The sequence below is a fragment of the Streptomyces sp. NPDC004721 genome (assembly GCF_053601495.1).
In genome coordinates this window covers 1-24,704 of the sequence record NZ_JBSGBZ010000034.1, presented here as the reverse complement: position 1 = coordinate 24,704, position 24,704 = coordinate 1, and the positions used below count along the sequence as shown (strand labels likewise).

Below are 24,704 nucleotides of genomic sequence, written 5' to 3'. Positions count from 1 at the left end.
GGCGCCACCTCAGCGGAGGAGCGAGCATGACCCCACCCCCACCCGGCGCACAGGCACCCGGCCCCGAGGCGGACGTCCTGGACTTCCCTCTCCCGCCGCCGGGCACCATGGGACCGCCCGAGACGTGCGCGCGGCTGCGCGAGAGCCGCCCCGTGGCCAGGGTCGGGCTGCTGATGGACGCGACCGCCTGGTACGTCACCCGGTACGAGGACGTCCGTGCGCTGCTCGCCGACCCCCGGCTGATCAGGCCGACCATCAACGACTGGCCGCCCCGTCCCGGCCGGGCCGCCGACGAGGGTCCCCGCCTGGTCACCATGGCGGAACTGGACGGCCCCCGGCACCTGGCGCTGCGCAGGTCCGTGGCCTCGGCGTTCAGCTCCGGAGCCGTCCGGGACCGGCTGCCGCGCATCCGCGAAGTCGCCGACCGGCTACTGGAGGAGTTCGCGGAGGGCGGCCCTCCCGGCGACCTGGTGGCCGGGTTCACCGAGCCGTTCCCGCTGCTCGTGCTGTGCGACCTGGTGGGCATCCCCTCCCGGGACCGGGACTGGTTCCTGCCGGTCCTGGACGCGGCCCTCGACGGCATGGTGACCGCCGAGGAGGGACGCAGGGTCACCGACCTGCTGCGCGCGTACGTGGCCGAACTGATCGCGCGGAAGCGGAGCCGGCCCGGCGACGACGTCCTGACCCTGCTGGTCCGCCAGTGCGAGGACGGGACGCTGACCGAAGGGGAGGTGACGGCCTTCGGGCTGTCCATGCTCACGGTCGGCTTCGGCATCAGCGGCTTCTTCCTGGCCGACTCGGTGCACACCCTGCTGCACCGGCCGGACCAGTGGGCCCGCCTGCGCGACCACCGCGACCTCATGCCGGGCGCGGTGGAGGAACTCCTGCGGTACATGCCGGTGATGAACGGCACCGTGCTGCTGCTGGCCACCGACGACATCGAGGTGGGCGGGCAGACCATCCGCCGGGGCGACGCCGTCATCCCCGTGGTGGCCTCCGCCAACCGCGACGGGAGCGTGTTCGCCGATGCCGCCCGGCTCGACCTGAGCCGCACGGACAACCCCCACCTCGCCTTCGGCCGGGGAACCCACAACTGCGTCGGCGCTCACCTGGCTCGCGCCGAACTGACCGCCGGACTGGAGGCGTTGCTCGACCGCTTCCCACAACTGCGTCCGGCCGAGGGGCAGGAACCCCTCTGGGACGACCAGTCCGTCACCAAGTCACCGCTGACCCTCCCGGTCGGCTGGTGAGCCGACCCCCAGGTACCAGGGGAGGTCCACCCGTGAACACCACGCCGGAACCCGCCGTCGACACGCCCGACGCGCCCGACACGCCCGACGCGCCCGACGCGCCCGACGCGCCCGTCATCGAACTCCCGCTCCCGCCGCCGGGCACCATGGGCCCGCCCGAGGAGTACCGCCGGCTGCGCCAGGAGTGCCCCCTGGCCAGGGTCAGGCTGCCGATCGGCGCCACCGCCTGGTACGCCACCCGCTACGAGGACGTCAAGGAACTGATCGCCGACGCCCGGCTGATCAGGCCGAGCATCACCGACTGGCCGCCCCGCCCCGGCCATGTCCCCGGTGACGAGCCGGGCCTGGTCACGATGATGGAACTGGAGGGCCCCCGGCACGCCGCCCTGCGCCGGGCCCTGAGCGAGCCCTTCAGCGTCCGGTCCGTGCGGAGCCGGCTGCCGCGCATCCGGCGGTCGGCCGACCGGCTGCTGGATCCGTTCGTCGGCAGCGACCAGCCCGGCGACCTGGTCGTCCGGTTCCTCGAGCCCTTCCCCGTGATGGTGATGTGCGATCTCGTCGGCATCCCCTACGAGGACAGCGACTACTTCCTGCCCAGGGCGGACGCCGCGCTCGGGGCCATCCTCACGCTGGAGGAGGGCCGCGAGGCCACCTCCCAACTGCGCGAGTACATCACCTCGCTCCTCGACCGGAAGCGGCGCGAGCCCGGCGACGACATGCTCACCCTGCTGGTCGACGCGTGCGAGCGCGGCGCTCTGGACCACGAGAGCGCGGTGAGCTTCGGGCTGTCCATGCTGGTCGCCGGGTACCGCACGAGCACCATGTTCCTGGCCGACGCCGTGCTGGCCCTGCTGACCCTGCCCGGCGCGTACGTACGCCTGCGCGACCACCGCGACCTCATGCCGGGCGCGGTGGAGGAACTCCTGCGCTACGTCCCGGTGATGAACGGCGTCGTCGTCCTCCAGGCCGTCGAGGACATCGAGTTGCACGGCCGGACCATCCGCGCCGGCGACGCCGTGCTGCCCGTGCTCGCCGCGGCCAACCGCGACGAGCACGTGTTCACCGACGCCGACCGGCTCGACCTGTGCCGTGCGGACAACCCGCACCTCGCCTTCGGCCGCGGGGCGCACAACTGCATCGGCTCCCACCTGGCACGTGCCCAGATGACCGTGTGCCTGGAGGCACTGTTCGACCGCCTCCCGAACCTGCGCCTGGCCGAGGGCCACCGCCCCATCTGGGAGGACGAGTCACCGAGCAAGTCACCGCTCACCCTGCCGGTCCACTGGTGAGCGGTGACGTGCCGACGTCACCCACGGCCCGTCCGGCTCAGGCCACCGGCTTGCCGTAGACGGCCATCTCGTAGATCGAGTAGCCCCAGGTCGTACGGCGCTTGACGCCCTGCATACGGATGTAGGACACAGGCTCGTCGCCCGTCAGCCGGATGACGTCGGTTCCGCACTCGGCCGGGGCCATGGTCGCGGCGGTGGTCCAGTTGACGCCGTCCGCGGAGGTCTCCAGCCGGTACCGCTCGGCGCACGCTGCTTCCCAGGCGACCGTCACGGCCGCGACCTTCGCGGGTGCGGCGAGCTTGATCTGCGCCCAGGCGTCGTCCTGGTAGCCGGAGGCCCAACGGGTGCCCATGTCACCGTCGTTGATGTACCGGGCGGCCAGTCGGTCGAGGTCCTGCTCCACGCTGGACGCGGTCGCGGTGCCGGCCAGTGCCAGGTTCTCCGCACCGCCCGCCACGTCCCACAGACCGAGGCGCACATCGGCCTGGACGAGGAAGGCGTCCAGGACGCCGTCACCGATCTTCGGCTGGACCCTGCCCCAGGTGTTGCGGGCCGGGTCCACCCGTACGGCCGCCGCCTGGCGCTGGAGGTCGCGGGAGGTGGTGAGCAGTTGCTGCGCACGGTCCGCGTCGCCCGCCTGCCGGGCCGCGAGCGCGTCGGCCATGGCGACGGCCGCCCGCCCCCACTGCTCCGTCGCCTTCAGCCAGGGCTCCGCGTCGGCCACGAAGCCCGCCTGCACCGCTCCCCCGCGGATGACGGCGGGCGCGTCGGCGATGGCGGCGGCGTACTCGCGCAACTCGGCCAGTGCCTCGGTGCGCCGGCCCGCGTCCCACTCCTGCCAGAACCGCTTGACGCGGGCGTCGAGCGCCGGGGCCTGCGGCTGCCACGGCTTCGCGCCGAACGTGGGAGCGAGGTGGTTCAGGTCGGCGAAGACGTTCAGTGCCCCGGCGGCCGCGCGGTCGCCCCCGGCGAGGTAGGACAGGGCGCGGGGCCAGCTCGACGCCGCGTCGTAAGCCCGGTCGTTCCAGGTGAAGTCGGCCGTTCCGAACACCGCGACCTTGCTGGCGTAGGGCTGGTTCATGGGGTTGGCGACGATGCCGCTGAGGTGGTCGCCGAGTCCCGCCTCCCGCTTGTCGTACGGCGCGAGCAGGAGCCGCCCCTGGGTGTTGCCGAAGTCGTTGACGGGATAGTTGTCCCAGACGAAGACCTTCCGGCCGAACAGCTTCGACACGGCGTCCGCCTGGTTGTTGGTGATGGAGGGCGGGACGACGTCGGTCCCGGTCCACATCACGACGACCTTCGGGTCCAGGGTGGCCCGCATGGTCTGCTTGTACGCGGTGTCGGTCAGGTCGCCGTACTCGGTCGGCACCATCTGGAGGGCCTGGGTGCCCTCGTGGGTGTCCACGAAGGTGCGCTGGACGTCGTTGAGGAGGTCCACCTGCGCCCTGGCGGCGGCGGCCCGCCCGGGTGCGCCGAACTTCTGCTGGTCGCCGTCGCAGTTCCACCGGGTGTAACTGATGTCGTCCAGCGGGATGGAGAAGGCCCGCCCGCCCAGGTCGTACACCGCCTGGAGCTTGGCCTTGAGCGCCGCGCGGTCCGCCGGGTCGGAGTAGCAGATGGACCCGCCCGGGGAGACCGCGAAGGTGAAGCGGACGTGGTTGGCGCTCGCGCGCCGCACCAGGGTCCCCAGCTCGCCGAGTTTGTCGGCCGGATACGCCTCGCGCCACTTGTCCCTGTGGTACGGGTCGTCCTTGGGGGCGTAGACGTAGGTGTTGGCCTTGACGTCGCCGTAGAAGTCCATCTGGTCCAGCCGTTCGGCGGCGGACCACGGCTGACCGTAGAAGCCCTCGATGGTGCCCCGCAGCGGCATCGACGGGTAGTCACTGGCCTCGGCGCCCGCGATGCGCCACTCGTCGCCGCCGCGGACGAACAGTTGCCGCAGGGTCTGTACCGCGTAGAACTGTCCGGCGGCGTCCGTGCCGCCGAGCGCGACCTGGCGCTGCGGCTCACTCGTGTCGACCCGCAGCGCGTACCCCTCGGCATGACCGGGGACGCGGGTGTCGCCGAGCGCCTTGGCGATGTCGGGTCTGGTGGCGGGGCCGAGGCGTACGGTGAGCAGCCCCGCGGGGACGGCCCGGTCCGGGGTGACGACGTCGACACGGTCGGCGCCGTGGGCCCGCAGCTCGCGCACGAGACGGTCCCGTGCGGCGGCGTCGGTGCCGTCGTCGGTGACGACGACCACCCGGCCGGTGACGTTGGCGTCGGCCCCGGCGCGGGAGAGCGACTGCGGGACGGGTGAGACGTCGGGCAGCCCCGGCGCGGGAGCGGGTTCGGCGTGGGCCTGCGGGACCAGCGCGAGGGTTCCGGCCGTCAGTCCGGCGGCCAAGAGGCAAGAGGTGAGCAGCGAACGGCGTTTCTTCATGGATGCGTCCAATTCCTCGGAGCGGAGCCACCGTTGGCGACGGCCTTCGTGGGCGCCGCCGGTCCTACCGGCGTGCCGGGGGTACGGCCTTGCCGCACGGGTGGCCTGGACGGCGTTCCCGGTGGTGCTCAACGACGCCGAGGGGGCGTCGGGTTGACCGCCGCGTCGCACTGGCGCACGGCGGATCGAGCCTCCTCACTCCTCTCCGGGGCATCAGCACTCACCGGAACCACAGTGGACGAAGACGTGCGGGCGTCACGCTCGCACAGGAACGAGGTGTTGTCTAGACCACTCACCGCCCCGAGAGCGCCCCCGACACCCCTGCGCCGCCCGGCCGTTCACTCGGCGTGGACCGTCTCCCCCGCGACCAGGGTGAGTACGGCGCGGGTGCCGGCCACCTCCGCGTCCGGGGCGAAGAGGTCCCGGTCGAGGACGGCGAGGTCGGCGGCCATGTCCTCGCGCAGCAGGCCGACTTCGCCGTCGTTGCCGTTCACCCAGGCCGAGCCGGATGTGTAGGCGCGCAGGATGTCGGTCAGCTCCAGCCGTTCGTGGGGCACGAACGGGCGGTCGGCGCCCGGCCATCCGGTGTGCGCCGAGCCGGGCGGTTCGGTGCGGTGCACGGCGACGTGCATGGCCTGCCACGGGTCGGCCGTGGTGACCGGCCAGTCGCTGCCCCCGGCGAGCCGGGCGCCGCTGTCCAGGAGCCGGCGGAAGGGGTACTGCCGGCCGGCTCGCCCCTCGCCCAGCAGCGGGTTGGTCAGCTGGTCGGTCTGCTGGTGGTGGGTCGCCCACAGGGACTGGACGTTGGCCGTCACCCCCAGTGCGGCGAAGCGGCCGATGTCCGCGTCGTCGACCAGTTGCACATGGGCGATGTGGTGGCGCCGCTCGCGCGCTCCGTTGGCGGCGGCCGCGGCCTCGACCGCGTCCAGGCACTCGCGCACCGCCCGGTCGCCGATCGCGTGGAAGTGCACCTGGAAGCCGGCGGTGTCCAGGCGGGTCACCGCCTCGGCGAGCAGCTCGGCGGGCACGTTGGAGTGGCCGAGGTTGCCGGTGGCGCACCCGCAGGAGTCCAGGTACGGCTCCAGCAGGGCGCCGGTGCCGTTCTCCAGCACGCCGTCCTGCATCACCTTCACGGCGCCGGCCCGGAAGCGGCGGCCGGGCTCCCCGCGCCGCGCCACCAGGTCGTCGAGCTGCTCCAGGCCGCGGTCGCGGTCCCACCACAGGGCGCCGGTGACCCGGGCCTTCAGCAGTCCCTCCGCATCGGCCCGCCGGTAGGCGGCGAGCGTGTCGCCGGCCCCGCCGTAGGCGCCGACGATGGCGTCCTGCCAGCCGGTGACGCCGTACCGGAAGAGGTGGGCCTGCGCGTGGCTCAGCGCCGCGAGCTGGTCCTCGACGGTGTCCGGCGGGAGCAGCCGGGCCACCAGGTCCATGGCGCTCTCGTGCAGCACCCCGGTGGGCCGGCCGGCCGCGTCACGCTCGATCCGCCCGGCCGGCGGGTCCGGGGTGGCCGCGTCGACCCCGGCGCGCTCCAGCGCCGCCGAGTTGACCCACGCCGAGTGGTGGTCGGCGTTGGGCAGGAACACCGGCCGGTCCGGTACGGCCGCGTCCAGCGGCTCCCGGGTGGGCCAGCCGCCGGGGAAGCAGTCCATGCTCCAACCGCCGCCAAGGATCCACGGCCGGCCGGGGTGGGTGGCCGCGTACTCCCGGACGACTGCGAGACAGCCCTCGGCGTCGGAGGCACCGGTGAGGTCGCAGCGCAGCGCCTCCAGGGCGCCCCAGACCGGGTGGATGTGCGCGTCCTGGAGGCCGGGCACCACGGTCCGGCCGGCCAGGTCGAACGTCTCGGACGCGCGGCCGGCGGCCCGGCGTACCTCGGCGTCGGTGCCGACGGCCGTGATCCGGCCGCCGGCCACGGCGACGGCCGTCGCGTGCGGGCGCCACGGATCGCCGGTCCACACCCGGCCGCCGTGCAGGACGAGGGTCACGCGCCGGCCCCGTGGGTGCGCACCACGTACACCTTGCGGAGGGTCTCGTGGACCTGCCAGGTGCCGCGCCAGCCGGCCGGCATCGCCAGGGTGGCACCGGGACGCAGCTCGACGTCCTCACCGTCCTCGGTACGGACGGTGGCGGATCCGGTCAGCACCTGGCAGACCTCGTCGTAGCCCTCGCGGGTGGCGGTGAAATGGCCGGGGTCGCACTCCCAGACGCCGACCTCGACCAGCCCGTCGGGCGACTGCCACAGGGTGAGGGTGGTCTCCTGCTGGCCGGTGGTGCTGGTCGGCTTGGGTGTCGCGGGGGGCAGCTCGGCGCTCGCCGCGTCGGCGAGGAAGGCGACGGCGGGGACGAGGGCGGTGGTGGCGGTGGCGGTGGTTTCCATGGGGGCTGCTCCTTTCAACGTCCGCTGATGACGTTGGCGACGCGTGCGATGACGGAGGTGCGCTCAAGACCGGAGTTCTCGTGCCGGTCGGCGGCGCGGTAGGCGACGTAGAGGCTGCGCACGCCCAGCCAGCGCAGCGGCTCCGGCTCCCAGCCGCGCACCTTGCGGCCGACCCAGGGCAGCCGGGTGAGGTCGGTCTCACGACCGAGGATCAGGTCGCGCAGGGTGCGTCCGGCGAGGTTGGTGGTGGTCACGCCGTGCCCGACATAGCCGCCGGCCCAGCCGAGGCCGGTGTCCCGGTCCAGGTGGACGGTGGCGCACCAGTCGCGCGGCACGCCCAGCACTCCGGACCAGGTGTGGTCGATCGCGACGCCCTCGGTGGCCGGGAAGTGCTGCCTGAGGATGGCCTGGAGCTGCGTCTGGGTGGCGGCCCGGGTCTCGCCGCGCTGGTCGACGTGGGAGCCGAACATGTACGGGATGCCGCGCCCGCCGATGGCGATGCGGCCGTCGGTGGTGCGCTGGATGTAGCAGTACGAGTTGGCCTCGTCCCCGATCAGTTCGGCGCCGCGCCAGCCGATCTCCTCCCACACGGAGGCGGGCAGCGGCTCGGTGACGATCATGCTGCTGTTCATCGGAAGCCAGACCCGGCGGTGGCCGCGCAGCCCGGCGGTGAACCCCTCCAGCGCCCGGATGACGTAGGACGCCCGGACGGTGCCGTGGGTGGTGACGGCCTCGCGCGGGCGGATCTCGGTGACCTCGGTGCCCTCGTAGACGGCGACGCCCATCCGCTCCACCACGTCGGCCAGCCCCCGGACCAGCTTGGCGGGCTGGATGCGGGCGCAGTGCGGGCTCCACTGCGCGTAGCGGGCGCCGGCGATGCGGACCCGCTCGGCGAGCCGGTCCGCGTCGAGTTCGACCAGGTCGTCCTCGCCCCAGCCCTCGGCGCGCAGCGTCGGCAGCCCTTCGCGCAGCCGCCGCTCCTGCGCGGCGTTGGTGGCGACGTGCAGCAGTCCGTCCTTCTGGATGTCGGCCTCGATGCCCTCCTCGGCGGCGGCCCGGATGACCTCGTCGACGGAGGAGAACATCTCCCGCTGCAGGGCGACGGCCGGCTCCCGGCCGTGCGACTTGGCGTAGCGGCGCATCTGGCCGGGCGGCTCGGCGCTGAGCCAGCCGCCGTTGCGGCCGGAGGCGCCGAAGCCGGCGAACTCCTTCTCCAGGACGGCGATCCGGAGGTCGGGCTGGGCCTTCTTGAGGTAGTAGGCGGTCCACAGGGAGGTGTAGCCGCCGCCGACGAGTGCGACGTCGACGTCCAGGTCGCCGGGCAGGGCGGGGCGGCGGGCGGGGACGCCGCTCTCCCGGAACCAGAAGGAGACGTCGCCGTTGACGAAGGTGGGGCTGGTGGCGGGGGTGGTGCTCATCGTCCGCTCTCTTCCGCGACGGCGACCGGGATGCGGTCGCCGGAAGTGGGTGTGTGGGTGGTGCCGGAGGGGTCGTCGAGCAGGACGCCCCGTTCGACGTCCCAGACCACGGTGACCTCGTCGCCGTGGCGGACGCCGGACAGCCGGTCGGCCTGCTCGCGGGCGAGCAGAAGGGTGCCGTCGGGCAGGGCGAGTTCGAGCTTGCGGCCGGAGCCCAGGTATATCTCCTGGGTGACACGGGCGGGCAGCGTGTTGACCCCGGGCGCGACGGGCTCGGCGGCCGGCTGGACCCGCAGGTGCTCGGGGCGGACCACGACGGCGGCCGCGCCGCCCTCGGGCAGCCGTCCGGCGACGCGTACGGTGCGGTCGCCGACCCGCAGGCAGGAGTCGTCGCCGTCCGGCTCGACGCGTCCCCGGACGGTGGAGGACTCGCCGAGGAACTCGGCCACGAAGAGGCTGCGGGGCCTTTCGTAGAGTTCGCTCGCGGTGCCGACCTGCTGGATGCCCCCGTCGTCGAAGACGGCGATGCGGTCCGACAGGACCAGCGCCTCCTCCTGGTCGTGGGTGACGAAGACGAAGGTGGAGCCGACCTCCTGGTGGACCCGCTTGATCTCCAGCTGGAGGGATTCGCGCAGCTTCTTGTCGAGCGCGCCGAGCGGCTCGTCCATCAGCAGCACGCTCGGCTCGTACACCACGGCCCGGGCCAGGGCGACGCGCTGCTGCTGCCCGCCGGAGAGTTCGCGCGGCCTGCGGTGACCGTAGCCGCCGAGCCGTACGGTCTGAAGGGCCGCCTCGACCATCTCGGCGCGGCGGGCCTTCGGCACCTTGCGCTGCTTGAGCGGGAAGGCGACGTTCTCCGCGACGGTCATGTGCGGGAAGAGCGCGTAGTGCTGGAAGACCATGCCGATGTCGCGCCGGTGCGGCGGCAGGTCCTGCATCTGCTTGCCGCCGATGGTCAGCGTGCCCGAGGTGGCGGCGGTGAACCCGGCGATGATGTTGAGCGTGGTGGTCTTGCCGGAGCCGCTGGGGCCCAGCAGGGTCATGAACTCGCCCGGTTCGATGACCAGGGAGACGTCGTCGACGGCGACGGAGTCCGCGTACTCCTTGCGCACCTGCGCCAGTTCGATACGGGCTCCGCGCGCCTTGATGAGGCTGGTCTCAGCGGACACGGTTCCTCCTGGCGGTGGCGAAGGTGGCGGCCAGTACGAGCACCGTGGTGAAGACGATGATCAGGGTGGCGGCCGCGGCGATGGTGGGGTCGGTGTCCCGGGTCACGCTGGCGAACATCTGGACCGGCAGGGTCTGCAGGTAGGGACTCTGGATGAACAGCGAGACCACGACCTCGTCGAAGCTGGTGACGAAGGCGAACAGGGCACCGGAGACGACGCCCGGGGCGATCAGCGGCAGGGTCACCTGCCGGATGGCGCCCCACCGGGTGGCGCCGCAGATCAGTGCGGCGTCCTCCAGCCGCCGGTCGAAGCCGCGCAGGCTCGCCGTCACCGGGATGATCACGAACGGCAGGGCCAGCACGGTGTGGGCGGTGACGAAGCCGAGCAGGGTGCCCAGCAGGTTGTACTGGAGGAAGAGCGCGTACACGCCGATGGCGACCACCACGGTCGGCACGATCATGGGCGCCAGCAGCAGCCCGTACGACGCCTTCACCCAGCGCGAGCCGGACCGGGTGAGCGCGATCGCGGCGGCGGTGCCCAGAACGGTGGCCACCACCGCGACCAGGGCGCCGACCTGGAGCGAGGCGAGCAGCGCCTCGGTCCACCGGGGGTCGGTGAAGAAGTTGGCGTACCAGCGGGTGGACCAGCCGCTCGGCGGGAACACCAGGGACGCCTTGTCGGTGAAGCTCAGCGGGATCACCACGAGCGTCGGCGCGATGAGCCAGAGGCCCACCAGCGCGCTGAACGCCCACAGCGCGATCCGCGTGGGTGCGGTCCTCATCGGGCACCTCCCCGGTTGCGGGTGAAGCGCAGGACGACGCCGACCAGTCCCAGCAGGACCAGCGTCACCGCCAGCAGCACCACGCCCATCGCTCCGCCTCGGCCCCACGCGAGCAGCCCGTTGACCTGGGTGAAGATCTGCTGCGAGATCAGCGCCTGGTCGGGCGAGCCCAGCAGTGCCGGGGTGACGTAGAAGCCGAGCGAGGTGATGAACACGGTCAGCGCGCCGGCGCCCACTCCGGGCAGCGACAGCGGCACGAAGACGCGCAGGAACGCGGTGACCGGGCGGGCCCCCATGCCCTGCGCGGCGTCCAGCAGCCGGCGGTCGATGCCGCTCATCACCGCGTACAGCGGCAGCACCATGAACGGCATCAGCACCTGCGACATGCCGATCACCACCCCGGTGGGGGTGCGGATGAGCTGGAGCGGGCCAAGACCCACGGTGCCGAGGATCTGGTTGACCACGCCGCTGTCCTGGAGCAGCACCACCCAGGCGAACGTGCGCACCATCAGGCTGGTCCAGAACGGCAGCAGCACGAGCAGGGTGAGCCAGATCCGCGCCCGGGCGCCGACCACGGTCATCAGGTAGGCGTACGGGTAGGAGAGCACCAGCGTCACCAGGGTGACCACGGCGCCGACGGCCAGCGTGCGCACCAGCGTGGCGAGGGCGACGTCGCTGGTGAAGAACCAGGTGTAGTTGCCCGCGCCGGGTGTCGACTCGCTGACACTGCGCCAGGCCATCAGGCCCAGCGGCACCAGGAAGAGCACGGCCAGCAGGACCAGCGCGGGCAGCAGCAGCCATCCCCACCGGCCGCCGGCGCCCTTGCGGGGCCGGCCGCCGGTGGCCGGGGAGGCGATCTCGATCAGGGCTGTCATGGGTTACCGCGCCAGCCAGTCGGACCACTTCTGGATGATCTGCTCCTGGTTCTTCGCCCACCAGGCGTTGTCGACCTTGAGTGCCTGGGCCTGCCGCTCGGAGGTGGTGGTCAGGTACTGCGAGGAGAGCGTGTCGAGCTTGGGCTTGGCTTCGGTGTTGATCGGCGAGTAGGAGGTCAGCTCGGTGAGCTTGGCCTGCTGGGTGACGCCCAGGTAGTAGTTGATCAGCGCCATGGACGCCTTGGGGTTCTTGGCGCCGATGGGGACGGCGAGGGAGTCGGAGACCGGCAGGAACTGGTTCCACTGGGGGGCGAAGTGGGCGCCGTTCTTGACCGCCGAGTAGGCGCGGCCGGACCACACCATGGCCATGGAGACCTCGCCGGACTCCAGCAGTTGCTGGGAGCGTGCGCCGGTGTCCCAGAAGACCAGCGAGGAGCGGACGCTCGTCAGCTTCTTGAGGGCCCGGTCGACGTCCAGCGGGTACAGCTGGTCGGGAGCGACCCCGTCGGAGATCAGCGCCGCCTCCAGCGCGCCCGGGGCCGCGTCCGACGCGAAGCCGGGAATCGCGCGCTTGCCGGGGTACTTCTTGGTGTCGAGGAAGTCCGCCCAGCCCTTCGGCGGGTTGTCGCCGAACTTCTTCTTGTCGTACATCAGGACCACGCCGTAGCTCATGGCCGGCACGGAGCACTTGTCCTCCGTGCCCTTGGGCAGTTTGGAGGTGTCGACGATCTTGCTGTCGAGCGGCATGAACATCTTGCCGCACTGGCGCTTGGCCCAGAGGGTGTCGGCGTCCACCACGTCCCAGGTGATGTTCTTGGCGTCGACCTGGGCCTTGACCTTGGTGTAGTCGGTGGGGCCGTCGGAGAGCACCTTCGCTCCCGACTCGGCGGCGAACGGCTTGACCGCGGCCGACTCCTGGCCGTCCTGGTAGATGCCGCCGTACGAGGCGAAGGTGAGGGTGACGCCGTCGAGCGCGCCCTTCTTCACCTGGCCGGCCACGGCCGGGCCGGGGCCGAGGTCGACGTCGGCGGCGGCCGGGCCGGTGCCGGCGCAGCCGGTGAGGGTCAGCAGCAGGGCGCCCGCGGCAGCGGCACACCCCATGATTTTGCGGGACATTCCGGGCATGACTGTCTCCAAGAAGGACGGTGAAGACACAAGGGGACCGAGAGGGCACGGCGCGAAGGCGCACGGCGGCGAGCCCGCGCGGACAGGGCGCGGCGGTGCGCCGCGCGGCGGAGGCACGGTGAGGTGGGTGCGACCGCGCCGCGGGCAGGAGTGGGAAGGGATTGCGGGCGATGAAGGGTGCGGGTGGGGCGGGGTGCGGGTGGGGCGGGGTCAGTCCGGGGTTGGCGGACTGATGATCCAGAGGATCTCGGCGGGCTCTTCGTGGCGGTTGACCACGCGGTGCGGCACCGAGGAGCGGTATTCGATGCTGTCGCCGGCCTCCAGGTCGTGGGCCCGGCCGTCGAGTTCGATCCGTACCGCGCCGCTGATCACCAGGAGGATCTCCTGGGAGTCGCCATGGGTGTAGGCGTCGTCACCGGTGGAGGCCCCTGGGTCGAACTCGCCCGCGTACACCTCCAGATGACTGAGCGGGCGCTGTGAGATGAGGAATTTTCGGCTGCCCGGAGCGGTGTGCAGCATCGGCCGGTCGGCCCGCCGCACCGCTCTCGGACCGGGCCGGCCGTCCTGGTCGAAGAGGTCGGCCACGGTCAGACCGAGCGCCACGGCGATCCGCCGCAGCATGCCGATGGAGCAGTTCACCTGTCCGCGTTCCAGCTGGCTGAGGAACCCGGGGCTGGCCTGCGCCGCCTCCCCCAGGGCGCGCAGCGACATCCGCCGCATCATCCGGTACTCCCGGATGCGGTCCCCCAGTGCCGCGTCGGTGGCACCGTCGGTGGCACCACCGGAGGGGTCCGGCAACGAACGATCAGCCATGAGCGAACACCTGATACGTCTTCAGCGAACACTTTGTTCGCTGGGGTGATACGGACCGTACGCCGAGGTGATCCGCGAGACAAGACCCTCCCCATGCCGTCACCGGAACGTGATCACCCGGGTGTCGAGCTAGTGCCGCGGCAGGCAACGTTTGCCCGTGAAGGAGCGGCGTCCGGTGCGTGCTATCGGCGTGCCGGCCGGAAGCACTCGTACTGGACGTACTTGGGCTTTCGGCCGGTGCGGCGAGAGGGCGTGCCGGGCGTCGCGACGGGGCGAACGTTGTCTGTCGGGGCACTAGCCCACGACGGCGTCCCGCTCGACCGGGCAGCTCATGCAGCGCGGGCCGCCGCGGCCCCGGCCCAGTTCGCTGCCGGGGATCTCGATGACCTCGATGCCCTGCTTGCGCAGATGGGTGTTGGTGGTGACGTTGCGCTCGTAGGCGACGACGACGCCGGGTTCGACGGCGAGGACGTTGCAGCCGTCGTCCCACTGCTCACGCTCGGCCGCGTGCACGTCCTGGGTGGCGGTCAGGACCCGGATCTCACTCAGCCCCAGCGCGGCCGCGATCGCGCGGTGCATATGCTCCGCCGGATGGTCGGTGACCTTCAACTCCTTGTCCTCGGAGCCCGGTTCGATGGTGTACGAGCGGAGCATGCCGAGCCCGGCGTACTGGGTGAAGGTGTCGCCGTCGATCATGGTCATCACGGTGTCGAGGTGCATCACGGCCCTCCGCTTGGGCATGTCGAGCGCGACGATCGTCCGGGCCGATCCGGCGGCGAAAAGCTTGTGCGCGAGCATCTCGACGGCCTGGGGCGTGGTCCGCTCGCTCATGCCGATGAGCACGGCGCCGTTGCCGATCACGAGCACGTCCCCGCCCTCGATGGTGGACGGGTAGTCGGCCTGCCCCTCGGACCACAGATGGAACGTCTCGCCCCGGAACAGGGGGTGGTAGCGGTAGATCGCCTCGAAGTGGACGGTCTCGCGCTGCCGGGCGGGCCAGCGCATGGCGTTGATCGACACGCCGTCGTAGATCCAGGCGGAGGTGTCGCGGGTGAAGAGGTGGTTGGGAAGTGGGCCGAGCAGGAAGTCGTCCAGTTCCATGGCGTGGAAGCGCACGGACGTCGGCTCCTCGTGGGCGGCCAGGAACTCCCGCTTGGTCATGCCGCCGACGAGCACCTCGACCAGTTCGGTGGCGGGCAGGGTCTCGAAGGCGGCCCGCAGGTGATCAGTGGCGAGCGGCCCGTACTCCTTCTCGTCGAAGACGCGGTCCAGGACGAGCGAGCGGGCCGACGGGATCTCCATCGCCTCGGTCAGCAGATCGCCGAAGAGGTGCACGGCGACCCCGCGGTCGCGCAGCACGTCGGCGAACCCGTCGTGCTCGGCACGCGCCCGGCGCACCCACAGCACATCGTCGAAGAGGAGGGCGTCCTTGTTGCTGGGGGTGAGCCTTTTGAGCTCGAGATCGGGCCGGTGCAGGATGACGCGGCGCAGCCGCCCGGCCTCGGAGTCGACATGGAATCCCATGCCTCCATCCTGGCCAACGGCGGCCGGTTTCACCCTCCGCGCGCCTGTTTCCACGGCCTCCATTTTTCGTCATCTTGACGAAAGGAAGGAACTCCCACGGCACTCGGAAGGCGGGACCGCCGGTGCCCGGGAGCGATCCCCCGGGCCCCGGCGGAAGGCCCCCTCACAGTCGGGGGTCCACCGGCTCCGACTCCAGCGCCAGCACGCCGAACACCGCCTCGTGCACGCGCCACAGCGGTTCGCCGTCGGCCAGGCGGTCCAGGGCCTCCAGACCGAGGGCGTACTCGCGGATCGCGAGGGAGCGCTTGTGGTTGAGGAAGCGCCCACGCAGGCGGGCGAGGTTGTCCGGGCGGGTGTACTCGGGACCGTAGATGATCCGCAGGTACTCCCGGCCCCGGCACTTGATGCCGGGCTGCACCAGACGCCCCTCCTTGCCGCGCACCAGAGCGCCCAGCGGCTTGACGACCATGCCCTCGCCGCCGCGGCCCGTCATCTCCAGCCACCAGTCGACGCCCGCCCGCACCGACTCCGGGTCGGCCACGTCGACGTACAGCCGGCGGGTCGTCTGCAGCAGACCGGTGGCGTCGTGCTTCACGAGCCGGTCGATCAGCGCCAGTTGCCCGTCGTGCGGCAGTCCGGCCAGGCTGCGGCCCCGCGCGGCGAGGATCTGGAACGGTGCCAGGCGGACGCCGTCCAGGCCGTCGGTCTGCCAGCAGTAGCGGCGGTAGGCGGCCGTGAACGCGGCCGCGTCGGCGGCCCGTTCCCGCTGACGGCCCAGCAGGTCCGTCACGTCGACACCGCGCGCCGCGGCGCCCTCCAGGGCGGACAGCGCGTCCGGGAACACCGCGCCGGAGGCCGCGCCGACCGCCGCGTACTGCGAGCGCAGAAGCCCGGAGGCCTTCAGCGACCACGGCATCAGCTCGCAGTCGAGCAGCAGCCAGTCGGTGTCGAGGTCCGCCCACAGGCCGGCCTCGGTGACCGCCGTGCGCAGCCGGCCGAGTATCTCCTCGGTGACCGACGGGTCGTCGAAGAAGGGGCGGCCGGTGCGGGTGTAGAGGGAACCGGTCGGGCCGTCCACTCCGAACCGCCGGCGCGCCGCCTCCGCGTCCCGGCAGACCAGGGCCACCGCCCGCGAGCCCATGTGCTTCTCCTCGCACACGACCCGGTCCACCCCGTCCTCCCGGTACTGGGCGAACGCCTCCTCCGGGTGCTCCAAGTAGCCGTCGACCCGCGAAGTCGCCGTCGGCGCCATGGTGGGCGGCAGGTACGGAAGCAGCCGCGGGTCGACGGCGAAGCGGCTCATGACCTCCAGGGCCGCCGCCGCGTTCTCCTCGCGCACCGCGACCCGGCCGGTGTGCCGGGTCTCGACGGCCCGGCGGCCGCGCACGTCACCGAGGTCCAGCGGACGGCCGTCGTGCCCGCCGGGTGCCTCGGTGCGCAGCGGCCTGGCCGGCTCGTACCAGACCCGCTCGGCCGGTACGTCGACCAGCTCCCGCTCCGGCCAGCGCAGCGCGGTCAGCTTGCCGCCGAACACCGCGCCGGTGTCCAGGCAGATGGTGTTGTTCAGCCAGGTGGCCTCCGGGACCGGGGTGTGGCCGTAGACCACGGCCGCCCGGCCGCGGTAGTCCTCCGCCCACGGGTAGCGCACCGGCAGGCCGAACTCGTCCGTCTCCCCGGTGGTGTCGCCGTAGAGCGCGTGCGAGCGCACCCGGCCCGAGGTGCGGCCGTGGTACTTCTCCGGCAGACCCGCGTGGCTGACCACCAGCCGCCCGCCGTCGAGGACGTAGTGGCTGACCAGGCCGTCGATGAACTCCCGTACTCGTGCCCTGAACTCCTCGCTCTCCCCCTCCATCTGCGCGATGGTCTCGGCGAGTCCGTGGGTGGCCTGGACCTTGCGGCCCTTGAGGTGGCGCCCGTACTTGTTCTCGTGGTTGCCCGGCACGCACAGCGCGTTGCCCGCCTCGGCCATGGACATCACCCGGCGCAGCACACCCGGGCTGTCCGGACCGCGGTCGACCAGGTCGCCGACGAAGACCGCGGTACGGCCCTCCGGGTGCGCCCCGTCGGTGTAGCCCAACTTGACCAGCAGCGACTCCAGTTCGGCGGAGCAGCCGTGGATGTCGCCGATGATGTCGAAGGGGCCGGTGAGGTGGGTGAGGTCGTTGAAGCGCTTCTCGGTGACGACCGACGCGTTCTCGACCTCGTCGGCTCCGCGCAGCACGTGCACCTTGCGGAAGCCCTCCCGCTCCAGGTGCCGCAGCGAGCGCCTCAGTTCGCGGGTGTGCCGCCTGATCACCCGGCGCGGCATGTCGGACCGGTCGGTGCGGGCCGCGTTACGCTCGGCGCACACCTCCTCCGGCACGTCGAGCACGATGGCGATGGGCAGCACGTCGTGGCTCTTCGCCAGGTCGATCAACTGGCGCCGCGCGTCCTGCTGCACGCTGGTGGCGTCGACGACGGTACGGCGGCCGGCCGCCAGCCGCTTGCCGGCGATGTAGTGCAGCACGTCGAAGGCGTCGCGGGTGGCGCCCTGGTCGTTCTCGTCGTCGGAGACCAGGCCGCGGCAGAAGTCCGAGGAGAGGACCTCGGTGGGCTTGAAGTGGCGCCGGGCGAAGGTGGACTTGCCCGAGCCGGAGGCGCCGACGAGCACGACGAGGGAGAGGTCGGTCACGGGCAGGACGCGTCCTCGTGGTGTGGGGGTGGGGGTCTGTGTCTCGGTCATGCCGCCTTCGCCTCCTTCTCGTTGTCTGTGCTGTCCTTGGTGGTCCCGAGGGTGAACACGGCCATCTGGGTGGGCGGTCCGACCTCGGGGTCGTCGGGGCCGATGGGACGGAACTCGATGTCGTAGCCGTGGCGTTCGGCCACGGTGTGCGCCCACTGGCCGAACTCCTCACGGGTCCACTCGAAGCGGTGGTCGCCGTGCCGGGCGTGCCCGGCGGGGAGGGTCTCCCAGCGGACGTTGTACTCGACGTTAGGGGTGGTCACGAGGACGGTGCGGGGGCGTGCAGCGCCGAACACCGCGTACTCCAGGGCGGGCAGCCGGGGCAGGTCGAGGTGCTCGATCACCTCGCTGAGCACGGCGGCGTCGTAGCCCTTGAGCCGCTTGTCGGTGTAGACGAGCGAGCCCTGCCGGAGCGTGACGCGGGCGGCCTGCCGCTCCCCCATCCGGTCCAGCTTCAGCCGCCGGGCGGCGATGGTGAGGGCCCGTACCGACACGTCGACACCGACGATCTCGGTGAACCGCGCGTCCCGCAACAGCGCCTGCACCAACTGGCCCTGCCCGCAACCGAGGTCGAGGACCCGGGCGGCACCGCTCTCGTGCAGCGCCGCGACGATCGCGTCCCGCCGCCGCACGGCCAGCGGCGTCGGCTTCTCCTCGGTCTCGGTCTCCGCCGCCACGGCGTTGTCGAGCTCATCGACCCCGCTGTCGTCGGCCTCGGCCAGCCGCACCAGCTCCAGCCGCTCCATCGCCTCCCGGGTCAGGGACCAGCGGCGCGAGAGGTAGCGACTGGTGATCAGCTTCTGCTCCGGGTGGTCGGGCAGCCAGCCCTCGCCCGCCCGGAGCAGCTTGTCGACCTCGTCGGGGGCGACCCAGTAGTGCTTGGCGTCGTCGAGGACGGGGAGCAGGACGTAGAGGTGGCGCAGGGCCTGGGCAAGGGTCACCGCCTCCGACTCCAGCACGAGCCGCACGTAGCGCGAGTCGCCCCACTCGGGGAACTCCGCGTCCAGCGCGACCGGTTCGGCGGTGACCGTCCAGCCGAGCGGTTCGAACAGGCGCTGTACGAGGGCGGGGCCGCCGCGGGCCGGAAGCGCCGGTACCTCGATGCGCAACGGGCGGGGCTGGGCCGGGAGTTCGGGCCGCGCGTGGCACACCCCGCGCAGGGCGCTGGAGAACACGGCGCTCAGCGCCACGGCGAGCAGTGAAGAGGCCGCGTAGGGGCGGTCGTTGACGTACTGCGAGAGCGCCGCGTCGGGGGCGCCGCCGCGTCCCTTGCCCTTGCCCCGCCGGACCAGGGCCACCGTGTCGACCTCCAGCAGCAGCGCCGCCGTGCAGCGCTGATCGTCCGCCTCGGGGTAGAGGACGTGCGCGGTGCCGTAGGAGGTGGAGAACGCCTGGGACTTGCCCGGGTGCTTGTGCAGCAGGAATCCCAGGTCGGTCGCGGGGTGTTCGGGTGTGCCGGTGGTGGTGACGGTCAGGAACATGCGGAGGGCCTCTCCGGCTGGATGGACGGCTGCGGTGCCGTGTACGCCAAAGCCCCCGAGGACGGTGATCCCGGGGGCTCGGCAGGACGACCCACTCACCTTCGCACAGGGGCCCGGACCTGTGCCTTCCAATATTCACCGCCCACTTCCCCACGACCGGCGCATCGTTGTCGGGAACAGGAGAAGAGGCGAGACAGCCGGCGTCGGCTCGGCCGGGCCGAGCCCGTGCCGTGGGGGTGCCGGTGCCAGACCGTCCGGGAGGCGATCAGTGGTGGAGTGGATGCCCCGCGAGGAATGGGTGAGGACGCAGCCGCAGGCGCTCCTCGCCGCGTGTGTGGTGGTGCTGGACGGCGACGGCCGCGTCCTGCTCCTGCGCTACGGCTCCGGTCAGCCGGGGGCGGGCAGTTGGTGGCTGCCCGGCGGGATGCTGGACCACGGCGAGGACCCCTGGGCGGCGGCCCTGCGGGAGATGCGCGAGGAGACGGGCATCGAACTCGGGCCCGTGCCCCGGCTGATCGGCGTGGACCACCGTGTGGACGTGCTGGGCACCGGCCCGGTCCTGGACTGCTTCTTCTACGGCGGCACGCTCCCCGACGGCTCGCACACATCCGTTCGGCTCAGCGCCGAGCACGACCGGCACGGCTGGTTCGCCCCTGCCGATCTGCCCGGCGCAGGGCTCGCCGCCGGTGCGCGGACCCTCACCGCGCTGCACGAGGCGGCGCTGAGCGCCTCGGTGGTGTGCCTGCGGGAGGGCGAGCCGTGGGCGTGACGCCCGGCCCGCCCGCGCCTGCGGCCCGCCCGACCTCTAGGAGAGCTGCGACTGCACCTGGCTGGAGATCAGTTCCAGGTGGTCCAGGTCGGACAGGTCGAGGATCTGGAGGTAGATCCGGCCGGCGCCGGCCCCGGCGTAACGGCCGATCTTGTCGACGACCTCGGCCGGGGATCCGGCCAGGCCGTTGGCCTTCAGTTCGCCGACCTCACGGCCGATCGCGGCGGCACGGCGGGCGACCTCCTGGTCGTCCCGGCCGACGCAGACGACGAGGGCGTTGGAGTACGTCAGGTCGTCGGGGCGCCGGCCGGCCGCCTCCGCGGCGGCCCGGACCCGGCCGATCTGCCGCGCGCTGTCCTCGACGGAGGCGAACGGGACGTTGAACTCGTCGGCGTACTGGGCGGCGAGGCGCGGCGTGCGGATCGCGCCGAGCCCGCCGACGAGCACCGGGATCTTCGCCTGTGCGGGCTTCGGCAGCGCGGGCGACCCGGTGAGCTCGTAGTACGTCCCGCGGAAGTCGAAGGTCTTGCCGGCCTCCGTGGCCCACATCCCCGTGACGATGGCCAGCTGCTCCTCCAGGCGGCCGAACTTCTCCTTCGGGAAAGGGATGCCGTACGCCTTGTGCTCCTCCGCGAACCAGCCCGCTCCCAGGCCCAGTTCGACCCGGCCGCCGGACATCCGGTCCACCTGGGCGACCTGGACGGCGAGCACGCCGGGCAGCCGGAAGGTGGCGGCCGTCATCAGCGTGCCGAGCCGGATGCGCTTGGTCTCGCGGGCGAGTCCGGCCAGCGTGATCCAGGCGTCGGTGGGTCCGGGCAGGCCGTCCACGTCGCCCATGTGGAGGAAATGGTCGGAGCGGAAGAAGGCGTCGAACCCCAGGTCCTCGGTGGCCTTCGCCACGGTGAGCAAGGTGTCGTAGGTCGCCCCCTGCTGGGGCTCGGTGAAGATGCGAAGATCCATGCCCACCATCCTGCACGCCGGCGGGCCCACCGGCGCACGGACCTCACCGGGGCCCGCCGCCCTCCGCCCCCGGTCGGGTCAAATCGCCTCCCGCTCCGGCGGCGCCTCCTCCCGCGCGGCCAGTTTCCGCACCATCTCGCAGACCCGGTCCCGGGCCTCGTCCGCCGCGTCGATCGCCTCCATGCACTGCCAGTACGTGGCCTCGTCGGCGGCCGAACTCGCGACACCGACGAGCGCGATGCCGGCGTCGCCGAGCAGGGCGTCCAGGCACAGCAACGCCTGCCGGGCGTCGTCCAGTTCGGTGAGCCGGGCCGCCCGTAAGTCCTCCGGATCGAGGTCCGGCGTGTCGAGGACCCCGCAGCCCCGGCCCGCCAGTTCGGTCAACCCCAGCGCTTCACCCCGTAGTTCGGGTGGTCCGGAGACGGCGAGGCGGCTGCCGATCGCCTGCGCCAGGGCCTGTGCCTGCCACACCTCGGTCAGGATGGCTGGGGCCTCGCCGCTCCCCGCCAGGGCACGCCTGCTCGCCAGGATGAGCCGCACCGCGTCCATGCGCTGCCCCTGTCTGTCCCGACGTGCTGATCGCACGTCCGCCCGAACTCCCTTGTTCACTACCCAGAGTGAAGGCGCTTGGGGTGAAACGCCAGAGGAAGACGGAAATCTGCGGACAACAAATCGGTTTCGGTCGGATGAACGATTTCGGAGAGTGATAACGGAGGAGGGGCTTCCCCCTTCACTCCCCCGCTTCGCCCGGCTCCGCCGATTCCCGCGATCCCCCAGGTTCCCCTGAATCCCCCGGCACCGGAAACCGCCGCTCGTTCCGGTCGATCTTCGCCGCCAGCGCCGCCAGCGGATCGACGCCGAGCACCTCGCACAGTTGCAGCAGATACGCGAGGACGTCCGCGACCTCGTCGCGCACACGGTGCGCGGTCTCGGGGTCCGCCATGACGCCGGCCGACTCCTCCGGGGTCAGCCACTGGAAGATCTCGACCAGTTCGGAGGCCTCCACGCTGAGCGCGGCGACCAGGTTCTTCGGCGTGTGGTACGGCTGCCAGTCGCGCGCCGCGGCGAACTCCGTCAACCGCCGTTGCAACCTGGCCAGATCCGGATGCTCGGATTCCTCAGTCACGCCACCAGGTCTACCACCCGCGGCGCCGCCACCGGCGCGGCCCCCGGCTCACGGCACGGGCACGGCCCCCGGGGTCACCCGCCCGGAACCGCCGCGCCCGGCATGAGTCCGCTCACCTCGGTGCCGGGTGGCGTGAGCAGGAACACGTTGCGGTCGACGCGGTGCATCCCGCTGCCCAGTCCGAAGACGACGCCGGTACTGAAGTCCAGGACCCGCTTGGCCACCTCGCCCTCGGCGCCCGTCAGGTCGAGGAGGACCGGGATGCCCGCCATCAGGATCTCGGCGACGTCACGGGCGTCCGCGAACACATTGACCCGCAGGACGACGAAGCGGCGGCGCGCCTCCGTCGTCGCCTCCGGAGGCACACGGTGGTTCACCGCCGACGGCCAGGCGTCGCGGCCGCGCAGCGGAACGACCTGGGCAAGCCCCTCCCACTGCTCATCGGTGACGTCGTAACTGTTCACCGGCTCCCCCTGCCCTGACTCGCTTCCCTCACCTGCACCAGCCAATTCTTACGCGACGTCACCCTTTCGGCCCAACAGCGACACGGTGGGCGACTGGAGGTCGCGAGACTGTCCGAAAGGGACATCATCTCAACACATATGGATCGGCCATGACGCGCGGGTTGACCGGTTCCTGCCCGAAAGAGGCTTCTTACCGCGCTCACACCGGACTCTTCACCTCCCGCCGCACTCCGCTCACCGGATCCGATTAGGTTCGCGTGTCGTGCACTTGGCAGAACAGCAGCTGGTGGCACCCGGTCGGCGGACACTGTCGGCGGTGTCCGCCCCGGAACCGCCGGCCCAGTGGCATCGCGTCCTGACGCTACTGGCCGTCGTCAGTCTCTTCATCGGTACCCGGGCGGTGTGGACGCAGGCCGCGTCCCGGCTGCTCCCCGTCGCCGGCGTCATCTGCCTGTGCTACGCCTCGATCCTGGTCTGCGCGGTGCTGACCCTGGTGGTCCGCCGCACGAGGTCCCTGGCCCGCGTGGACCTGTGCGTGCTGCTGACCGCCGTGACGCTCACCCTGTGCACGTGGGTCATGAACCACGCGGGCCGCGACGAAGCCGTCCTCACCGCGCAGGCGGCGAGGGAACTGGTCGCGGGACACGCGGTGTACGGGCAGCCGTGGCCCTGGCTCTTCCACGGCGCCGTGTCGCTCACGCCCACCGTTGACGGCGGCTACGACTACACCTACGGCTACCCCCCGCTGGCGGTGCTGCTGACCGCGCCCCTGCTGTGGCTCGGGCACGGCGGCGCCCCCGCGACGGCGGTGAGCACGGGCGCGCTGATCGTCGGCACGGTCGTCCTGTGGCGGATGCTGCCGCCGCGGTGGCGCTCGGCGGCCACCATGGTGTGCCTGGGCTTCGGCCTCCTGCCGTCCTACGGGCGCCTCGGCTATCCGGCGGTCCTCGCCCTGGCGCTGCTGATCCCGGTGGTGGTGCGCTGGCCGCGGATCGGGCAGGGCGGACGGCTCGGCGCGGCCGGACTGGCCAGGGCCGCGTGCCTGGGTGCGGCGTGCGCGGCACAGCAACTCCCATGGTTCGTGACGCCGTTCCTGCTGGCCGGGATCTACGCGGTGCGCCGCGGCGAACTGGGCCACCGGCAGGCCCTGTCGGTGGTGCTCCGGCTGCTCGGGACCGCCGTCACCGCGTGGCTGCTGATCAACACGTACTTCATCGCGAGCGAACCGGGCGAGTGGCTGCGCGGCATCGCGCTGCCGCTGACCCAGGGCGCGGTGCTGCACGGACAGGGCCTGGTGGACGTGTCGCTGTACTTCACCGACGGCAGCGACCGCCTGGACTGGTACTCGCACGCCAGTGTGCTTCTCGCCGCGGCCCTGCTGGCCGTGTTCGTGCTCTTCGTGCAGCGGCTGGGCCCGGCGGCGACCGTCCTGCCCTGGTGCGCCTTCTTCCTGGCGACGCGCTCCCAGGACGGCTACTACCTGATGATGACCCCGCTGTGGCTCGCGGCCGCCGTCACCGCGCCGGCCTCCGAGTTCGCGCGGGCCTGGCAGCCCCGGCCGCGCCCGCTGTCGGGGCCGCACCGGCGCCCGGCCCGGATCGCGGCGGTCGGGCTCCTGGTCCTCCCCGCGCTGGTCAGCGCGACCGTGGCGGTGACGGGCAGGCCGCCGCTTGCCATGCGGGTCACGGCGGTGCGGCGATCCTCCGCCACGCATGTCTCCCGGCTGGCCCTCCAGCTCGCCAACACCGGCGACGCCCCCCTCACGCCCCACTTCATCCTCACCACGGGCAAGGGCATGGGCAGGTTCTGGTCGCTGGCGAAAGGCCCGGCCACGATCCCCGGGCACTCCACCGCCCGCGTCGAACTGCGGGCGCCCCGCGGGGGGTACCCCGTGCCCGGGCCCCATGTCCGCATCCGTCTGCGCGCGTTCACGGCCACCCCGCAGACGCTGTCGAGCCAGGATGTCTCGCTGACGGCGCCGAAGAAGGGGTGAGCGCGCGGAGGCCCGCTTCCGGTGGCCCCCGCGCGCGCTCGCGCCGGCCGCGAACCGCCGGTGGCGCGGCGATCAGCAGCAGGATGTCCAGCATGTTCACCGCGTCGAGCCTCGCCTCATCATGTTTCGATCACCCCAGGTCGGCC

20 protein-coding genes are annotated in these 24,704 nt (G+C 72.2%); 4 read left to right on the top strand and 16 right to left on the bottom strand.

Going from position 1 to position 24,704, the window contains the following annotated elements:
- Window positions 1-26 precede the first annotated feature (26 nt).
- Together ACWEK3_RS27450 and ACWEK3_RS27445 are read left to right on the top strand one after the other, a co-directional pair.
- On the top strand, window positions 27-1,250 hold the full coding sequence (locus tag ACWEK3_RS27450; protein ID WP_453250817.1) for a cytochrome P450: 1,224 nt from the start codon (window positions 27-29) through the stop codon (window positions 1,248-1,250).
- A gap of 32 nt (window positions 1,251-1,282) precedes the next feature.
- Window positions 1,283-2,539 (top strand): cytochrome P450, encoded by a 1,257-nt coding sequence (locus ACWEK3_RS27445; RefSeq protein WP_453250816.1) that lies wholly within the window; start codon window positions 1,283-1,285, stop codon window positions 2,537-2,539.
- Between the two features lie 37 nt (window positions 2,540-2,576).
- Here the strand turns inward: ACWEK3_RS27445 and ACWEK3_RS27440 are convergent, their stop codons facing one another.
- The 12 genes from ACWEK3_RS27440 to ACWEK3_RS27385 form a co-directional block, all read right to left on the bottom strand.
- Window positions 2,577-4,961: a beta-N-acetylglucosaminidase domain-containing protein gene (locus ACWEK3_RS27440; protein ID WP_453250815.1), complete on the bottom strand. Its 2,385-nt coding sequence runs from the start codon at window positions 4,959-4,961 to the stop codon at window positions 2,577-2,579.
- A gap of 338 nt (window positions 4,962-5,299) precedes the next feature.
- Window positions 5,300-6,946 carry an amidohydrolase gene (locus tag ACWEK3_RS27435; RefSeq protein ID WP_453250814.1) on the bottom strand — a complete coding sequence of 549 codons (1,647 nt, stop codon included), beginning with the start codon at window positions 6,944-6,946 and terminating at the stop codon, window positions 5,300-5,302.
- Window positions 6,943-7,338: a cupin domain-containing protein gene (locus ACWEK3_RS27430; protein WP_453250813.1), complete on the bottom strand. Its 396-nt coding sequence runs from the start codon at window positions 7,336-7,338 to the stop codon at window positions 6,943-6,945. Before ACWEK3_RS27430 ends, ACWEK3_RS27435 begins: the two co-directional genes overlap by 4 nt.
- Window positions 7,339-7,352: 14 nt before the next feature.
- The gene (locus tag ACWEK3_RS27425; RefSeq protein WP_453250812.1) at window positions 7,353-8,756 is read right to left on the bottom strand and encodes an NAD(P)/FAD-dependent oxidoreductase; all 1,404 of its coding nucleotides are present in this window, start codon (window positions 8,754-8,756) and stop codon (window positions 7,353-7,355) included.
- Entirely contained in the window at window positions 8,753-9,925 is a 1,173-nt protein-coding gene (locus ACWEK3_RS27420; protein ID WP_453250811.1) for an ABC transporter ATP-binding protein, read from the bottom strand. The genes ACWEK3_RS27425 and ACWEK3_RS27420 overlap by 4 nt, the downstream gene beginning before the upstream one ends.
- A complete protein-coding gene (locus ACWEK3_RS27415) occupies window positions 9,915-10,706 on the bottom strand; it encodes an ABC transporter permease (RefSeq protein ID WP_390726388.1) in 792 nt (263 codons plus the stop codon). Before ACWEK3_RS27415 ends, ACWEK3_RS27420 begins: the two co-directional genes overlap by 11 nt.
- Window positions 10,703-11,581, bottom strand: coding sequence for an ABC transporter permease (locus tag ACWEK3_RS27410; RefSeq protein ID WP_453250810.1), 879 nt, complete (start codon window positions 11,579-11,581; stop codon window positions 10,703-10,705). The genes ACWEK3_RS27415 and ACWEK3_RS27410 overlap by 4 nt, the downstream gene beginning before the upstream one ends.
- 3 nt (window positions 11,582-11,584) lie before the next feature.
- Window positions 11,585-12,706, bottom strand: a complete 1,122-nt coding sequence (locus ACWEK3_RS27405) for an ABC transporter substrate-binding protein (protein WP_450540006.1) — start codon at window positions 12,704-12,706, stop codon at window positions 11,585-11,587.
- Between the two features lie 210 nt (window positions 12,707-12,916).
- Entirely contained in the window at window positions 12,917-13,519 is a 603-nt protein-coding gene (locus tag ACWEK3_RS27400; RefSeq protein WP_453250809.1) for a helix-turn-helix domain-containing protein, read from the bottom strand.
- A gap of 294 nt (window positions 13,520-13,813) precedes the next feature.
- Window positions 13,814-15,043 (bottom strand): arginine deiminase, encoded by a 1,230-nt coding sequence (locus tag ACWEK3_RS27395; protein WP_450547377.1) that lies wholly within the window; start codon window positions 15,041-15,043, stop codon window positions 13,814-13,816.
- Window positions 15,044-15,206: 163 nt separating this feature from the next.
- Entirely contained in the window at window positions 15,207-17,765 is a 2,559-nt protein-coding gene (locus tag ACWEK3_RS27390; protein WP_453250808.1) for a polynucleotide kinase-phosphatase, read from the bottom strand.
- Complete coding sequence (locus ACWEK3_RS27385) at window positions 17,762-19,246, bottom strand: 3' terminal RNA ribose 2'-O-methyltransferase Hen1 (RefSeq protein WP_453250807.1); 1,485 nt, start codon at window positions 19,244-19,246, stop codon at window positions 17,762-17,764. Before ACWEK3_RS27385 ends, ACWEK3_RS27390 begins: the two co-directional genes overlap by 4 nt.
- A gap of 280 nt (window positions 19,247-19,526) precedes the next feature.
- Between ACWEK3_RS27385 and ACWEK3_RS27380 the strand changes: the two genes are divergently transcribed.
- Window positions 19,527-20,015: an NUDIX hydrolase gene (locus ACWEK3_RS27380; RefSeq protein WP_453250806.1), complete on the top strand. Its 489-nt coding sequence runs from the start codon at window positions 19,527-19,529 to the stop codon at window positions 20,013-20,015.
- Between the two features lie 36 nt (window positions 20,016-20,051).
- Here the strand turns inward: ACWEK3_RS27380 and ACWEK3_RS27375 are convergent, their stop codons facing one another.
- The 4 genes from ACWEK3_RS27375 to ACWEK3_RS27360 form a co-directional block, all read right to left on the bottom strand.
- A complete protein-coding gene (locus tag ACWEK3_RS27375) occupies window positions 20,052-20,975 on the bottom strand; it encodes an LLM class F420-dependent oxidoreductase (protein WP_450547381.1) in 924 nt (307 codons plus the stop codon).
- Between the two features lie 78 nt (window positions 20,976-21,053).
- Window positions 21,054-21,524, bottom strand: a complete 471-nt coding sequence (locus ACWEK3_RS27370; protein WP_453250844.1) for a DUF6099 family protein — start codon at window positions 21,522-21,524, stop codon at window positions 21,054-21,056.
- A gap of 181 nt (window positions 21,525-21,705) precedes the next feature.
- Window positions 21,706-22,101 carry a nucleotide pyrophosphohydrolase gene (locus tag ACWEK3_RS27365; RefSeq protein ID WP_453250805.1) on the bottom strand — a complete coding sequence of 132 codons (396 nt, stop codon included), beginning with the start codon at window positions 22,099-22,101 and terminating at the stop codon, window positions 21,706-21,708.
- A gap of 74 nt (window positions 22,102-22,175) precedes the next feature.
- Window positions 22,176-22,565, bottom strand: coding sequence for a cell division protein SepF (locus tag ACWEK3_RS27360; protein ID WP_450547383.1), 390 nt, complete (start codon window positions 22,563-22,565; stop codon window positions 22,176-22,178).
- Between the two features lie 316 nt (window positions 22,566-22,881).
- Here ACWEK3_RS27360 and ACWEK3_RS27355 point away from each other — a divergent pair, with 316 nt between their 5' ends.
- Window positions 22,882-24,558, top strand: a complete 1,677-nt coding sequence (locus ACWEK3_RS27355) for a hypothetical protein (protein ID WP_453250804.1) — start codon at window positions 22,882-22,884, stop codon at window positions 24,556-24,558.
- Window positions 24,559-24,704: the final 146 nt, after the last annotated feature.

What these genes read in the sequence shown, in the direction of transcription:
- ACWEK3_RS27450 (WP_453250817.1), top strand. Translation starts at nt 27, where the DNA reads ATGACCCCACCCCCACCCGGCGCACAGGCACCCGGCCCCGAGGCGGAC.
- ACWEK3_RS27440 (WP_453250815.1), bottom strand. Translation starts at nt 4,961, where the DNA reads ATGAAGAAACGCCGTTCGCTGCTCACCTCTTGCCTCTTGGCCGCCGGA.
- ACWEK3_RS27430 (WP_453250813.1), bottom strand. Translation starts at nt 7,338, where the DNA reads ATGGAAACCACCGCCACCGCCACCACCGCCCTCGTCCCCGCCGTCGCC.
- ACWEK3_RS27425 (WP_453250812.1), bottom strand. Translation starts at nt 8,756, where the DNA reads ATGAGCACCACCCCCGCCACCAGCCCCACCTTCGTCAACGGCGACGTC.
- ACWEK3_RS27415 (WP_390726388.1), bottom strand. Translation starts at nt 10,706, where the DNA reads ATGAGGACCGCACCCACGCGGATCGCGCTGTGGGCGTTCAGCGCGCTG.
- ACWEK3_RS27410 (WP_453250810.1), bottom strand. Translation starts at nt 11,581, where the DNA reads ATGACAGCCCTGATCGAGATCGCCTCCCCGGCCACCGGCGGCCGGCCC.
- ACWEK3_RS27405 (WP_450540006.1), bottom strand. Translation starts at nt 12,706, where the DNA reads ATGCCCGGAATGTCCCGCAAAATCATGGGGTGTGCCGCTGCCGCGGGC.
- ACWEK3_RS27400 (WP_453250809.1), bottom strand. Translation starts at nt 13,519, where the DNA reads ATGGCTGATCGTTCGTTGCCGGACCCCTCCGGTGGTGCCACCGACGGT.
- ACWEK3_RS27395 (WP_450547377.1), bottom strand. Translation starts at nt 15,043, where the DNA reads ATGGGATTCCATGTCGACTCCGAGGCCGGGCGGCTGCGCCGCGTCATC.
- ACWEK3_RS27390 (WP_453250808.1), bottom strand. Translation starts at nt 17,765, where the DNA reads ATGACCGAGACACAGACCCCCACCCCCACACCACGAGGACGCGTCCTG.
- ACWEK3_RS27385 (WP_453250807.1), bottom strand. Translation starts at nt 19,246, where the DNA reads ATGTTCCTGACCGTCACCACCACCGGCACACCCGAACACCCCGCGACC.
- ACWEK3_RS27380 (WP_453250806.1), top strand. Translation starts at nt 19,527, where the DNA reads ATGCCCCGCGAGGAATGGGTGAGGACGCAGCCGCAGGCGCTCCTCGCC.
- ACWEK3_RS27375 (WP_450547381.1), bottom strand. Translation starts at nt 20,975, where the DNA reads ATGGATCTTCGCATCTTCACCGAGCCCCAGCAGGGGGCGACCTACGAC.
- ACWEK3_RS27370 (WP_453250844.1), bottom strand. Translation starts at nt 21,524, where the DNA reads ATGGACGCGGTGCGGCTCATCCTGGCGAGCAGGCGTGCCCTGGCGGGG.